The sequence below is a fragment of the Pseudomonas sp. 10S5 genome (assembly GCF_035019745.1).
Classification (GTDB): Bacteria; Pseudomonadota; Gammaproteobacteria; order Pseudomonadales; family Pseudomonadaceae; genus Aquipseudomonas.
Map to the genome: position 1 here is coordinate 100,497 of NZ_JASJVL010000006.1, position 14,444 is coordinate 114,940.

General features: G+C 55.9%; 13 protein-coding genes. 5 read left to right on the top strand and 8 right to left on the bottom strand.

What is annotated here, in order from left to right:
• Window positions 1–61: 61 nt before the first annotated feature.
• Entirely contained in the window at window positions 62–3,127 is a 3,066-nt protein-coding gene (locus tag QN378_RS08085) for an efflux RND transporter permease subunit (protein WP_322201638.1), read from the bottom strand.
• A 6-nt stretch (window positions 3,128–3,133) separates the two neighbouring features.
• Window positions 3,134–4,234, bottom strand: a complete 1,101-nt coding sequence (locus QN378_RS08090; RefSeq protein WP_323549415.1) for an efflux RND transporter periplasmic adaptor subunit — start codon at window positions 4,232–4,234, stop codon at window positions 3,134–3,136.
• Window positions 4,235–4,326: 92 nt separating this feature from the next.
• Between QN378_RS08090 and QN378_RS08095 the strand changes: the two genes are divergently transcribed.
• Complete coding sequence (locus QN378_RS08095; RefSeq protein ID WP_322201635.1) at window positions 4,327–4,962, top strand: TetR/AcrR family transcriptional regulator; 636 nt, start codon at window positions 4,327–4,329, stop codon at window positions 4,960–4,962.
• 73 nt (window positions 4,963–5,035) lie between these two features.
• Here QN378_RS08095 and QN378_RS08100 read toward each other — a convergent pair whose 3' ends face one another.
• On the bottom strand, window positions 5,036–5,818 hold the full coding sequence (locus QN378_RS08100; protein ID WP_322201633.1) for a class I SAM-dependent methyltransferase: 783 nt from the start codon (window positions 5,816–5,818) through the stop codon (window positions 5,036–5,038).
• 96 nt (window positions 5,819–5,914) lie between these two features.
• Here QN378_RS08100 and QN378_RS08105 point away from each other — a divergent pair, with 96 nt between their 5' ends.
• Window positions 5,915–6,538 carry an energy transducer TonB gene (locus QN378_RS08105; protein WP_323549414.1) on the top strand — a complete coding sequence of 208 codons (624 nt, stop codon included), beginning with the start codon at window positions 5,915–5,917 and terminating at the stop codon, window positions 6,536–6,538.
• A gap of 13 nt (window positions 6,539–6,551) precedes the next feature.
• Here QN378_RS08105 and QN378_RS08110 read toward each other — a convergent pair whose 3' ends face one another.
• The 5 genes from QN378_RS08110 to ppc form a co-directional block, all read right to left on the bottom strand.
• Window positions 6,552–7,427: a DUF72 domain-containing protein gene (locus QN378_RS08110; protein WP_323549413.1), complete on the bottom strand. Its 876-nt coding sequence runs from the start codon at window positions 7,425–7,427 to the stop codon at window positions 6,552–6,554.
• Window positions 7,424–7,735, bottom strand: a complete 312-nt coding sequence (locus QN378_RS08115) for a hypothetical protein (protein WP_323549412.1) — start codon at window positions 7,733–7,735, stop codon at window positions 7,424–7,426. Before QN378_RS08115 ends, QN378_RS08110 begins: the two co-directional genes overlap by 4 nt.
• A gap of 187 nt (window positions 7,736–7,922) precedes the next feature.
• Window positions 7,923–8,603 (bottom strand): tRNA (adenosine(37)-N6)-threonylcarbamoyltransferase complex dimerization subunit type 1 TsaB, encoded by a 681-nt coding sequence (gene tsaB, locus QN378_RS08120; RefSeq protein ID WP_322201626.1) that lies wholly within the window; start codon window positions 8,601–8,603, stop codon window positions 7,923–7,925.
• 95 nt (window positions 8,604–8,698) lie between these two features.
• A complete protein-coding gene (adk, locus tag QN378_RS08125) occupies window positions 8,699–9,346 on the bottom strand; it encodes an adenylate kinase (RefSeq protein ID WP_322201624.1) in 648 nt (215 codons plus the stop codon).
• Window positions 9,347–9,634: 288 nt separating this feature from the next.
• On the bottom strand, window positions 9,635–12,271 hold the full coding sequence (gene ppc / locus QN378_RS08130) for a phosphoenolpyruvate carboxylase (protein WP_323549411.1): 2,637 nt from the start codon (window positions 12,269–12,271) through the stop codon (window positions 9,635–9,637).
• Between the two features lie 230 nt (window positions 12,272–12,501).
• Between ppc and QN378_RS08135 the strand changes: the two genes are divergently transcribed.
• The 3 genes from QN378_RS08135 (at window position 12,502) to QN378_RS08145 (ending at window position 14,386) form a co-directional block, all read left to right on the top strand.
• Window positions 12,502–12,837: a pilin assembly protein gene (locus tag QN378_RS08135; protein WP_322201620.1), complete on the top strand. Its 336-nt coding sequence runs from the start codon at window positions 12,502–12,504 to the stop codon at window positions 12,835–12,837.
• A gap of 275 nt (window positions 12,838–13,112) precedes the next feature.
• Window positions 13,113–13,526 (top strand): DUF4398 domain-containing protein, encoded by a 414-nt coding sequence (locus QN378_RS08140; RefSeq protein ID WP_323549410.1) that lies wholly within the window; start codon window positions 13,113–13,115, stop codon window positions 13,524–13,526.
• A 68-nt stretch (window positions 13,527–13,594) separates the two neighbouring features.
• Window positions 13,595–14,386 (top strand): OmpA family protein, encoded by a 792-nt coding sequence (locus QN378_RS08145; RefSeq protein ID WP_322201616.1) that lies wholly within the window; start codon window positions 13,595–13,597, stop codon window positions 14,384–14,386.
• Window positions 14,387–14,444: the final 58 nt, after the last annotated feature.

Here is a 14,444-nt window from a genome sequence, read left to right on the forward strand (position 1 = left end):
GCCTTAAATTGAGCTTGGCGGCTTTGGCAACCCCTAGCGCTTGCTGGGTAACAGCGGATCGTCACACCTCCACCTTTTTTACCCTGAACCACGCGGCATACAGCGCGGGCAGGAACAGCAGCGTGAGTGCGGTGGCGACGATCAGGCCGCCCATGATTGCTACCGCCATGGGGCCGAAGAATACGCTGCGTGACAGCGGGATCATGGCCAACACCGCCGCGAGAGCGGTGAGAACAATAGGCCGGAAACGGCGGACGGTGGCTTCGATGATAGCGTGCCAAGGCTCCAGCCCAGCAGTGATATCCTGTTCGATCTGATCCACCAGGATCACCGAGTTGCGCATGATCATCCCCGACAAAGCGATGGTGCCTAACATCGCGACAAAGCCGAAGGGCTGGTGAAACACCAGCAAAAATGACGTCACGCCAATCAAGCCCAGCGGCGCGGTCAAGAACACCATGGCTACCCGCGAGAAGCTGCGCAGTTGCAACATCAACAAGGTCAGGACCACGACGATGAACAACGGCACACCGGCGTTGACTGAGCGCTGGCCACGTTCAGACTCTTCAACCGTACCGCCGACCTCCAGCAGGTAACCGTCTGGCAGCTCAGCTCGCACTGTGTCCAGCGTCGGCAGGATTTGTTGAATCAGCGTGGCCGGTTGTTCCTTGCCGTAGATGTCCGCGCGCACCGTCACGGTGGGCAATCGGTTGCGGTGCCAAATAATGCCTTCTTCAAAGCCATATTCAAGCGTCGCAACTTGCGAAAGCACAATACTGGTGCCGTTAGCGGTGGGAATCGCCAAGCTGGCCAGCGAGGCGAGGTCTTTGCGGGCATCGGCGGTTCCACGCACCAAAATTTCGATCAATTCATCGTCTTCACGGTATTGGCTGACGCTAGAGCCGGTCAATGAACTCTGCAAAAAGCGCGACAAGTCCGCCGTGGTCACGCCAAGCGCTCTCGCTCGGTCTTGATCGACATTGAGGTGTACAACTTTGCTCGGCTCTTCCCAATCCAGATGGACGTTAGACACGCGCGGGTTTTCCCGAACCTTGTCCGCTACCTTGCGCGCTAAAGCACGAACCTCGTCGATGTGTTCACCCGAGACCCTGAACTGCACGGGATAGCCCACGGGAGGACCATTTTCCAGGCGTGTCACCCGAGGTCTCAGGGTTGGGAATTGATCGTTGAGGGTGTTGATCAACCACGTGCGCACCGCCTCGCGGTCTTCGATGGTTTTTGCCAGCACCACGAATTGAGCAAAACTGGCAGCCGGCAGTTGCTGGTCTAACGGCAGGTAAAAGCGTGGCGAGCCGGTGCCTATATACGCCACATAACTGTCGACGCCCGCGTGATCTTTAAGCAGCTGCTCCAGCCGCGTAACTTGTGCCGCAGTGTTAGTGAGGGAGGCACCCTCCGCCAGTTTCAAATCGACCATCAATTCAAGCCGCACGGACGCGGGGAAAAACTGCTGCGGGACGAAACGGAACATCACCACCGACAACACGAACAAGCAGACAGTTAACACCAATACGGTTTTACGCCGTCGCACGCACCAGCCCACCAAGCGTCGCACGCGCTGATAGAACGCTGTGCCGTAAGGGTCCGGTGCATGTGAACCATGTTTATCCGCATGAATTTTTGCCAAGTCCGGCAACAACCGATCGCCCAAGTAAGGTACGAACACCACTGCAGCGATCCAAGATGCCAATAACGCGATAGTTACTACCTGAAAAATAGAGCGGGTGTACTCACCCGTGGTCGATTGCGCGGTGGCAATTGGCAAGAAACCGGCAGCAGTAATCAATGTGCCGGTGAGCATCGGGAATGCGGTACTGGTCCAGGCGAAACTAGCGGCCTTGAGCCGGTCGTAACCCTGTTCCATTTTGATCGCCATCATCTCCACGGCAATGATTGCATCGTCCACCAACAAGCCCAGTGCCAATACCAGCGCGCCAAGGGAAATTTTGTTTAGGCCCACGCCCAAGTAATACATGCAGGCGAAGGTCATCGCCAACACCAGCGGGATGGTCAGGGCAACCACCAAACCGGTACGCATACCAAGGGAGAAGAAGCTCACCAGCAGTACAATGCCCAACGCCTCGGCCAGCACATGGACGAACTCACCGACCCCAGTTTTAACCGCCGCTGGTTGGTCCGACACCTTGCGCAGTTGCATGCCGGCCGGGAGGTTTTGTTGTATGTGGGCAAACTCAGTCTCTAGCGCATGACCGAGAGAGAGAATATCGCCGCCTTCCTTCATCGCCACAGCCAGGCCGATGGCGTCCTCGCCCATAAAACGCATGCGCGGCGCGGGTGGATCATTGAAGCCGCGATGAACCTCGGCGAAATCGCTGATGCGAAATGTACGACCCGCCACGCGAATCGGGAAATTCTTTATCTCCTCAACAGATTGGAACCGTCCGGTGACTCGCAGTTGAATGCGATCGCTGGGCGTTTCAAAAAAACTGGCAGCCGAAACCGTGTTCTGAGCCTCAAGGGCCTGCTGGACCGCCTCCAATGACAAGCCCAAGGTCGCGAGTTTCAGGTTCGACAGCTCAATCCAGATTTTTTCGTCCTGCAACCCCAACAGCTCTATCTTGCCGACGTCCTTGACCCGTTGCAGCTGAATTTGTACACGGTCGGCATAGTGTTTAAGCACTGCATAGTTAAAACCGTCACCGGTCAACGCGTAGATATTGCCGAACGTGGTACCAAATTCATCGTTAAAAAACGGCCCTTGAATACCGGACGGCAAAGTTTGCCGGATGTCGCCAATTTTTTTGCGCACCTGATACCACAGTTCAGGCACTTGTTTTGACGACATGGCATCGCGGGCAAAGAACGTGACCTGGGATTCTCCCGGCCGCGAGAACGAGAGGATACGTTCGTACTCACCGGTCTCCATCAACTTCTTCTCAATGCGGTCGGTCACTTGCCGACCCACTTCCTCGGCACTGGCGCCTGGCCAAAGCGTGCGGATAACCATGGCTTTGAAGGTAAACGGCGGGTCTTCACTTTGCCCGAGCTTGGTGTAGGACAAAGCGCCGACCACGGCCAAAAGCAACATACAAAACAAAACGATCTGGCGATTGCGCAACGCCCATTCGGAAAGGTTGAAACGCATCCTTGCTTACTCCTTGGCCGCCAGTTTCACTTCCCGATTGTTGCGATCCACCGGGCGTATTTTTTCGCCCTCATGAAGCACGTGCACGCCGGCCGCTACGATCCAATCAGTGGCGCTGAGGCCCTCCAGAACCGGCACCGTATCTTGACCATAGGCCGCGACGCGAACCGGGGTGCGCTTTATCCTGTTCTCTGCGTCGATACGCCAGACATACGTCGCGCCGTTTTCGGCAGTCAATGCAGACAATGGCACCGACAAGGCTGCGGTTTGCCCCGTCTGAAAAAAAACCCGAGCACTCTGCCCCAGTTCGGCCGGCACTTTGCCACCGACAAACGCGATGCGGGCAGCAAAGGTCCGTGAGCGCGGATCAGCGGCTGGCGAAAGTTCTCTGATTCGGCCCACAAAACGCTGATCGCCTTGTGCCCACAATTCGACGGCTATTGCTTGACCGATTTTGAAGCGGCTGAAACTTTGTTCCGGCACGCTGATCAACACTTCGCGTTCGCCATCGGCAGCCAGGGTAAATACCGTCTGCCCGGCGGAGACAACTTGCCCAACTTCCACCAGACGTCGAGCAATCACGCCATCTTGAGAAGCGCGCAGTACGGCATAACCGGCTTGATTATCGGCCACCGTAAATTCGGCTTTCATCTGTTTGAGCCGCGCCTCACCTGAGCGGAACAAGTTTTCGGCATTGTCGAATTGCGAATGGCTGACCATCTGCCGGTCCATCAGGGTTTTGTAGCGATCACGCTCAGCGCGGACCAGTTGCAAGTTGGCTTCAGCTGCTGCCACCTGAGCGCGGCTCGCTTCCAATTGCAGGCGCATATCCTGGGGGTCCAGTTCGGCCAACGGCTGGTTGGCTTTGACGCGGTCCCCCTCTTCCACCAAGCGCTTGATGACCTTGCCAGGAACCCGAAACGCCAAGTCAGGTTCAAGCCGAGCACGGACTTCGCCGGGATAGCTGTCCATCGACAGCGACGCAATCTGTGGCTGGACGACCATGGCAGGGCGAATGGTGACTGGAGGAGACTCTTCATGACCGCAGCCAGCCATTAGCAGAGCTAGGCTGATGGACAGAGTAAGGGACAAGGCATCGCGAAACATGGTGATGGACCTTTGGAGTAGGATGCTTTAATTGTTGTACTGCCGCGCATAGTAAGAAATACCAAACTCACCAGTCCACTATTAAAACGAAGATGCCTGATAATTCATTAATTGCTTCTGGCCCCGGTCGCCCTAAAGACCTGGCAAAACGCCAGGCTATCCTTGATGCTGCGAAAAATCTGTTTATTAGCAATGGGTTTGTCGGCACCAGCATGGACGCTGTGGCAGCCGAAGCGGGGGTCTCAAAACTGACGGTTTACAACCATTTCACCGACAAAGAGACCTTATTTTCGGCAGCTCTGGTGGCACGTTGCGAAGAACAACTGCCTGAACTCTTTTTCGAGATGCCTGAGGGCGCGCCAGTAGAGAAAGTGCTGAGCGATATCGGACAGGGCTTTCATGCGCTGATCAATAGTCCGGATTCAATTGAGCTGCATCGGCTAATGGTGGCGTTGGGTACTCAAGATCCCAAGATGTCACAGATATTTTTCGAGGCTGGACCTGAACGTATTCTGCAAGAGATGGAGCGGCTATTGATTCAAATGGACAACAGCGGCAGCCTGAAGATCGACAAACCGCGCCTCGCCGCCGAACATTTTCTGTGCTTGCTCAAAGGCACGTGCAACTTTCGCCTGCTGATTGGCTGCAACGATGCGCCCGACGAGGCGGCGGACGACGAGCATGTGCGCGAAGTAGTCAGCGTGTTCATGCGCGCATATCGCGCCTGAACCACGAGCCGCGCTGTTAAGTTCGCAGACAGGCCTGCAGCCACAGGTTGACGGCCAGACGCAGTTCAAAGGGTTAACTTTTCAATGCCTTTTTCGGGTAAATGTCGTATCGGCTCGATTTTCCATCCAACGCATAACCGGGCTTTGGACCATCGATACTGGGCGCTTTGCGCGGGCGTTTAACCACTACTCGGTGGGTGGCCAGCGACAACGCGGCTTCGAGCAGCGCCGGTGCGTCCATGTCGTCGCCCACCAAAGGCCGGAACAGGCGCATTTCCTTCTTCACAAGTGCGGTTTTTTCCCGGTGGGGAAACATTGGGTCTAGATAAATCACCTGCGGGGGCTCGCCCTCCCAAGAACGAATCAACTCAATTGAGTTGCCAGTCAGCAAACGCATCTGCGCGATAATTGGCCCGATTTCGCGATCTCTTAGCCCACGGATCAAACCGTCTTCAAGCAGCGCCGCAATGATTGGCTGACGTTCTATCAGGCTTATTTCACATCCCAGACTGGCGAGCACGAACGCGTCTTTGCCCAATCCCGCCGTTGCATCCAGTACTCGGGGTCTTACCCCTGGCTGGATACCCACGGCCTTTGCAATCATTTGCCCGCTGCCGCCGCCGAATAACCGCCGATGCGCAGCAGAGCCTTCGACAAAATCCACTCGCACCGGCCCAGCGGTGTCCGCGCCCAACTGCTGCAACTGCAAACCGTCATCTGTCACCTGCAAGGCGAATTCGGCTTGGGTATCTTCCAATGGCAGGCCGAGACGTTGCGCCCAGTGTTCCGCTTGCGACTGTCCGTTGCTGATCAGGGTCTCGACGCGAATGCGGCTGCCCGGTTGTTGCTCACTCATTTGCCCACGCGCTCAACTATTTTTAAATGATCGGCGAAAGTGGCCGATAACGAGAATATCCAGCATTTTGCCAGAGCCAGACGAACAACGAGCGCTATGTCTGACATTGAATCCGCATCGATAGGCTATTTGTCGCACACAGGCGACTACAGTCTTCGCAATTCCAGAATCCTAAGCGGTGTTACCCAGCTCTGGTCGGATGCGTTCGCTCGCGCAATGGCAGAGCAAACCGCAGACAAAACCAGCGTTTCAGTGGCGCCAACCGTAGCCGCGACCGACCCGGCCACCGGCGAACCAACGGGCGGGACCAACGCCCTCGGGCAAATCGTTGATCAGCGCGAACTCCCGGTAGACGATGTGCAGCGTCGCCCACCTGTCCCGTTGCATTTGCCGATTGCCGAGTTCGAACTGCACCTGCTGCCCAAGCCTGCGCAACCGTTCAGCGTTGCGGATATGATCGAACAACAACGGCATTTGAATTTCGACAGTGGCTGGGTTCGGCCTTTGGTACTCGATCCACATCAAGCGGTTGCAAATCCCGGACCCGGACCAGTGGCGCGGCCATTGCATCTGCCCATCGCCGAGTTTGAATGGGATTTGGCCAACAAACCTGCCCTACCGCTTGCACCTGAAACTGTCGAAGAGCAGCAGCGTCATCTTGACTTCGACAACGGTTGGGCACGGCCAATCATTTTGCAAAACCTGCGCATGGCCGCCTGATCGCGGCCGATCGTTACAGCAACCCCAATTGCTGCTGTACGTCAGGTGCTTCTCTGGGAACAACCGCCAACGGCGACAATCCAGGCAGAAGTATCATCAATTGCTCATGGAAGCGACGCGCCAAATCAGGCGCCTGAAGGTTGTCGGGCGTGTGCATGAATACATACGGTGCGCGCCCTTCTTCGATCCAGCCCGCGACTTTTTTGACCCACGGCGCCAGAAACGGATCATTGGCCTCCAACTGCGGATGCCCAATAAAGCGCACTTGAGGATGTTGCGTCAGGGCTGCGGGGCGCGGGGGGACTTTCGGTTTTTTCGACTGTGCATGCAGCACCGCTGGATCTGTGGACTGACAACTGAACAGCGCTCGCGAATCAAGACAGATTCGCTCTACACCACGGTCCAGCAACACTCGATTAAGCATGCGCTCTTCATCCCCTTTGGCGAAAAAAGCAGGATGCCGAACCTCTAGCGCCAACGGACGCTCAACGGCATCGATAAAACTCACCAGCTCCGCCAGTCGTAGCGGCCCGAAACTCGCGGGCAATTGCAGCCACAAAGGCGAGATACGCTGGCCCAGTGGCGCAAGTAGCTGAATGAAATCGTCAGCCGCGTGCAATTGTTGATGCAGGTCGCCACTGTGGCTGATGTCACGGTGGAATTTTGCAGTGATTCGAAAGTGCTCCGGCAGCGTCTGAGCCCATCGTTCAACAATCACCGGTGAAGGTCTGGCGTAAAACGTAGTATTGCCTTCAACCGCGTTGAACACCTGCGAGTACAAGCCAAGGAACTCATTGGGTCGGGCATCTTCCGGGTACAGGGAGTCACGCCAGGCGCTTTCACTCCAAGATGGACAACCAAGATAATAAGGGGGGCGTGAAGAGTTCAAACGTGAAGATCAAGTCCCAGCACTTCCATGTCCCAATCGACATAACTGGCGGTAGTGAGGTAACTGGACAGCGCCTGAGCGACGCGATTGCTGACAGAACGAGGAAAAATCATGTCTTGCTGACGAGCAGGGACATTCGCGGTCGATCCTGCTTGTGATGTTTGCGGTCGGCCGGTGCGAGCGGGAAGTTGCGGGGGAACTTCAACCTCGCCGTCCACTTCTTCAAACCCGTCATCAAGCGTCGCAGCGCCTTTGCGAGGCTTGCGCTTTATGGGGTATGAGCGTGGTGAGGGTCCGTCTATGCGCATCAATGCGTACTCGGCGTCTTGTAGTGGCAATCTAGCAGTACGGACACGGCTTCACAAATATCCGAACGATAACTAGACCACAGTTTATGCCGAAGGTTTAAAAACACCGATGAAGTGTCGCATTTAGGTCAACTAACGCCTATCCAACCTTCTCGGCGGAACAGGACTCGCGGATACCCTTCCGGAATCAAACCGGCCGCGCCTTGGGGGTCGCGACTTTATCCCGCAGGTAAACCGGTTGCGCCTGATCAGCGACAACGGCTTCGCCACGTTCCCAGGCGAAGGTGGCCAAGGTCAACAAGTCCTGTGCATGGGGCAGCAACTGAGCATCAGATCCGGCAACCTTTACTGCGATCCGCTGGGCATATCCCCAGCCCGTGCCCGCCCCGAACCATTCGCCCGTCGCATCATCCGGTAATGCGACCTGCTCTGGCGGCAATACCGCTTCGATCCCAGCAAGGCGCATTTCACCGCCTGTTTCGCGATAGCAGCCCCAGTAGACCTCATCCATACGCGCATCGATAGCCGAGGCGATCTGGCGTGCACCGCGTTCGCGCCAGGCACGTTGCGCCAACACGGCCAGATTAGACACCGGCAATACCGGGCGTTCCAGGGCGAACGCCAGGCCTTGAACCACGCCGATAGCGATCCGCACGCCGGTAAATGCACCCGGCCCGCGACCAAAAGCAATGGCGTCTACTGCGGACAAAGTAATCCCTGCCTCGGCCAGGAGATCCTTGATCATAGGTAACAAGCGCTGTGCGTGCAGACGCGGGATGACCTCGTAGTGACTCAGCACTTTGCCATCGTGCAGCAAAGCGACAGAGCAAGCTTCAGTGGCGGTATCCAGGGCCAGCAACGTGGTCATCGGTGTGTCCATTTGAAAAAAGTGCGTAAAAAAGTGCCGCATTATAAACAACTACGGCCCGCAAGCGGGCCGTAGTTCATGACCGCAATCAGGTGTCAGCTAAACGCAGCCAGCACCTTGGCAGTGATGTCATCGACAGAACCGATGCCCTCGATATGACTAAACTTTGGTTTACCGTTTTGAGTGGCCAGATTCTGGTAAAACGTCACCAGTGGCTTGGTCTGAGCGTGGTAAACCTCAAGACGATGACGCACGGTGGCTTCGACGTCATCTTTACGCTGAACCAGCGCCTCACCGGTGACATCATCCAGACCTGCAACCTTGGGCGGGTTGTAGATCAGGTGATAAACGCGGCCAGAACCTTCGTGTACCCGACGACCGGAGATACGCTTCACGATTTCTTCGTCATCTACTGCGATTTCGACAACATTGTCGATTTCCAAACCGGCGTTCAGCAACGCTTCAGCTTGGGGAATCGTGCGAGGAAAACCGTCGAATAGCACGCCATTAGCGCAATCTGGTTGAGACAGACGGTCTTTGATAAGCCCGATAATCAGGTCGTCGGAGACCAAACCGCCGCTGTCCATGACACTTTTGGCTTTCAAGCCCAGGTCAGTGCCGGCCTTGACGGCTGCGCGCAGCATGTCACCCGTGGAAATTTGCGGGATACCGAATTTTTCGGTAATGAATTTTGCCTGAGTACCTTTACCGGCCCCGGGAGCTCCCAGCAGAATCACGCGCATCGATGTGCTCCTAAATTTTTATATGGATATCGTCAGACTCGCCTCTTTGGGCCAATCTCAAAAAAAGTTCAGCCAATCGGCCAAAGGCTGATCAAGATACACAGCAGGCTATCCCCACACAAGCAGCCGAAAGTCGCAGTAACCAAGGACTCACTGGCATCCAAAAGCACTATTCTCTACAGGTATGACTTGGCGCAACCTTGTAAAAATGCGTCTTTAACGGTCGATGGATTGCCGTTTTTGTGAAGCGCGCTACCTTGTCTGGCAGCGCTATACACCCAACAGCTTTCAACCAGTATTACGTAGCCCAGCGGCGATGCCTGCCACAGATACTAGCAATGCCTGTTCCAAAGGGCTGTCCTGCGCCGCTTCGCGCTTACGCGAGCGGGCTAATAATTCGGCCTGCAAAAGGTGCAAAGGGTCAAGATAGGTGTTGCGTAAACTAATGAACTCAAGTGTCTCAGGGCTATGTGCCAGTAGCTGCGATTGTCCCGTCAGGCCCAGTACCACTTGGCACGCCTGCGACAATAAGTCGCGTAAATGAGTACCTAAATGTTGCAGATGTGGCTCGACCAAACGTTCGTCGTACAAGCGAGCGATATCACTGTCAGCCTTGGCCAATACCATTTCTAGCATGTCGATACGTGTCCGAAAAAACGGCCACTGCTCACGCATTTGCGCCAATAAGTCGCCTTCGCCCCGCTCAAGCGCCTTGCTTAAGGCGGTTTCCCAACCGAGCCACGCGGGCAGCATCAAGCGGGTTTGGGTCCAGGCAAAAATCCACGGAATAGCACGCAAACTTTCAACGCCGCCTTCACGACGCTTGGCTGGCCGACTGCCCAACGGCAGGCGCCCCAGCTCTTGCTCCGGCGTGGCCTGACGGAAATACTCGACGAATTCTGGATTGTCGCGCACCACGGCACGGTATGCGTCAACGCCATCAGCGGCCAGGTGGTCCATCATTTCACGCCACGCCGGTTCAGGCCGAGGGGGCGGCTGTAATGTGGCTTCGAGTACTGCCGCCAGATATAGGTTGAGGTTCTGCTCGGCGATGTCTGGCAGACCGAACTTGAAACGAATCATCTCGCCCTGTTCAGTGGTGCGAAAGCGTCCCGCCACTGACCCCGGTGGCTGCGACAGAATCGCCGCGTGGGCAGGGCCACCACCGCGGCCGACAGTGCCTCCGCGACCATGAAACAACAGCAGTTCGACTTGCCGTTCGCGACAGATATCCACCAACTGCTCTTGAGCTCGGTACTGCGCCCACGCCGCTGCGGTGGTGCCGGCGTCCTTGGCTGAGTCGGAATAACCGATCATTACCTCCTGGGGACCATGAAGACTCAAACGATAGCCCGGCAAGCTAAGCAACTGTTCGATGGCAGGCCCAGCGTTGTTCAGGTCAGACAACGTTTCGAACAACGGCACCACACGCATGGGCCGTTGCAGACCGGTTTCCTTGAGCAGTAATTGCACCGCTAGCACATCAGAAGCCGCGCCCGCCATTGAGATCACGTAAGAACCCAGTGAAGCGGCCGGGGCCGCCGACACTTCGCGGCAGGTGGCGAGCACTTCAGCGGTGTCGGCCGCCGGTTTGAAATGTCCGGGTAACAACGGACGACGGTTTTTCAGCTCGCGCAGCAAGAATTTGATCCGGGCATCTTCGTCCCACTCCTCGTAACGACCCAAGCCTAGATAGTCAGTAATTTCAGTCATGGCCGCCGTGTGGCGACTGGCGTCTTGGCGTACGTCCAGGCGCACCAAAAACAGCCCGAATGTAACCGCACGTCGCAAGCAATCCAGCAACGGTCCATCGGCAATCACACCCATGCCACATTCATGCAGCGACTGAAAACACAGGTTTAGCGGCTCAAACAGATCACGATTGTTATGAAGGACACTGTCGGGCGCTGGTTGCGTAACGGCCAATGAAGATTGAGCCCATTTGCGCGTCGCGCGCAGGCGATCACGTAACCGTTTGAGGATGGCTCGATAAGGTTCGGCGCTGTCCCCGGCGGCGGCACGCAAGGCGTCACTGGCTTCTTGCATCGACAGTTCGGAAGCTAATTGATCGACGTCGCGCAAGTACAGATCCGCCGCCATCCAGCGCGCCAACAGCAGAACCTCTCGAGTAACCGCAGCGGTAACGTTAGGGTTGCCGTCCCGGTCGCCGCCCATCCACGAAGCAAAGCGTATGGGTGCCGCCTCCAGCGGCAAGCGCAGTCCGGTAGCGGCATGCAGCGCATGATCGGCCTTGCGCAAGTAGTTGGGAATCGCCTGCCACAGGGAATGCTCGATCACCGCAAAGCCCCATTTAGCCTCGTCAATCGGCGTCGGACGGGTGCGGCGGATTTCTTCAGTGTGCCAAGCTTCGGCAATCAGCCGCTGCAGGCGCACGGTGATGTCTTCGCGCTCAGCAGCGCTGAGATCGCGATGGTCGAGCGCAGCTAATTGCGAGGCGATAGCGTCGTATTTTTGAATCAGGGTCCGGCGCGCCACTTCGGTGGGGTGTGCAGTCAATACCAGTTCAATTTCCAGCTTGCCCAGCTGCCGCGCCAACGCCTCCGGGGAGTGGCCGGTGTTTTTTAAGCGCTCCAGCAGCTCAGGCAACACAAGGGATTCAAAGGACTGCGGCAACGGATCTTCACGGCGGTGGATAAGTTGATATTGCTCGGCAATGTTCGCTAGGTTCAAAAACTGATTGAACGCTCGCGTCATCGGTAATAACTCATCCTCGCTAAGCTCATCAACGCTGGTGCTCAGTTGTTCGGTGCCTGCCGCCGATCCGCGACGCCCGGCTTTGGCGCCTTTGCGAATTCGCTCGATTTTTTCGAGAAACTCAGGCCCTCGTTGCTCACGGATGGTATTGCCCAACAACTCACCCAATAGGTGAACGTCTTCGCGTAAACGTGCGTCGATATCGGCCATTGCCCTACTCTCCAGCGTTTCTTGACGGGTGCCGCTCAGTGATTAAAGGACAGGACTGAACAAGCGCGCAAAAATCTGATCCATAAGAGTGCACAGCGCGGCGGGTTCTGACAAGCACACCTCTGTCTAGCTCATACATTTCAAGGGGATGAGCTAATCTGTAAGGGAAGTTGTACCGCGACTCGCTTACACAATGTGCCGGCCACAAGCGGTTAACCATGAGGTTCCATATGAAAATTCGCGAACTTGCCAAGCACTGGGAACACAATGCCAAGGGCCGTCTGAGTAAAACTGGCTATACGATTCATCTGGATATGGAAGCTGCCGCCCGACTGGCAGCCATTGCCGAGATGTACCCTAAACGCCATCCGGAGGACCTACTCGGTGAATTGATCGGGGCAGCGCTGGAAGAACTTGAGGCCAGCTTTCCTTATGTCAAAGGCAACCATATCGTGGCCACGGATGAAGAAGGTGACCCGCTCTACGAGGACATCGGCCCGACTCCTCGGTTTCTGGCCCTGTCGCGGCAACATTTACATGAGCTGGACGAAAAATCTGACGCTTAACCAGGCTTCGGCCCGCGATATTTAAATCCTCCTAACGACATACGCCCTGCCGTTTTTACGGCGGGCATGCTCGTGCGCGACCGCTAAGTCACGTGCTAGAGCCTTCGACCTGTTAATTTATTTTTCATCCGGCTTAAAAACCTGACTGAACTATTCAAAAATGCCAAGGGTCACAGCCATTAACCATCGCAGCAAACCTGATAGCAGTTGGCGTGAACGCTATGTCCGGCTTCAGGCATGACTGTCATGGAAAATCTGGTTAAGAGAAACATCCAATGGAGTTGAACACGATGAAAATCAATACTGCCACTACCTCGTTTAGCCGCTTTCGCGGATTGAAACTGGCTGTTTTGGCACTCGGCAGCAGCGCTGTACTGGCCGGGTGTGCCGGTAACCCACCGACGGCGCAATACGCGGTCACCCAATCTGCCGTTAACAGTGCCGTCAGCGCTGGCGGTACTGAGTACGCCGCCGTTGAGATGAAGTCGGCTCAGGACAAGCTCAAAGCAGCGGAAATGGCGATGCATGACAAAAAATACGATGAAGCGAAAATGCTCGCAGAGCAGTCGGAATGGGATGCCAGGGTCGCTGAACGTACCGCTCAAGCGGCAAAGGCTCAAAAAGCTGTCCAGGATGCCCGTCAGGGTGCTGATGAACTGCGGCAGGACGGCATGAAGACCACGCAATAAAAGCGGCCAAAACCCTCCCGTGTATTCGTATTGCCTAGATTGACATTGATTTAAAGGACGAAAATATCATGCGTAAACAATTGATGGTTCCTGCTCTTATCGCGCTGAGCGTTGGTTTGGCAGCTTGCGCAACGCCACCTAATCCAAGCCTTGAACAAGCCCGGACAAACTTCAGCGCGCTACAAGCCAATCCGCAATCGAGCCAGGTTGCCGCGTTGGAAACCAAAGACGCGAGTGAGTGGTTAGACAAGGCTGACATGGCCTATCGAAATAAAGAAGATGCAAAAAAGGTTGATCAACTGTCATACCTGACCATTCAACGGATTGAATTGGCCAAGCAGACCATTAACCTGCGCACCGCAGAAGATCAATTGAAAAACGCCGCAGCGATGCGAGCACAAGCGCGTCTGGCGGCTCGTGATGCACAGATCAAACAGCTTCAGGACAGCCTGAACGCCAAGCAGACTGCTCGCGGTACGTTGGTGACCTTCGGTGACGTGTTGTTTGATCTGAACAAAGCTGAGCTTAAGTCGTCCGGCATGATGGACGTCAACAAGCTTGCGCAGTTCTTGCAACAAAATCCCGATCGCAAAGTAGTGGTCGAGGGCTACACCGATGCCAGCGGCTCTTCGTCTTACAACCAGTCGTTATCGGAGCGCCGGGCCAATTCGGTACGCGCCGCCCTGGTAAAAATGGGCGTTGACCCTACTCGCATCGTGACTCAGGGCTACGGCAAAGAATATCCCGTTGCAGATAACAGCAGCAACTCGGGTCGTGCGCAAAACCGCCGTGTAGAAGTGACTATTTCCAATGACAACCAGCCGGTTGCGCCGCGCTCGTCGATGCAATCGACTAATTGACGCACAACAAAACGCCCCGTCTGCTTGAGCAGGCGGGGCGTTTGTTATCGCCCGTCAA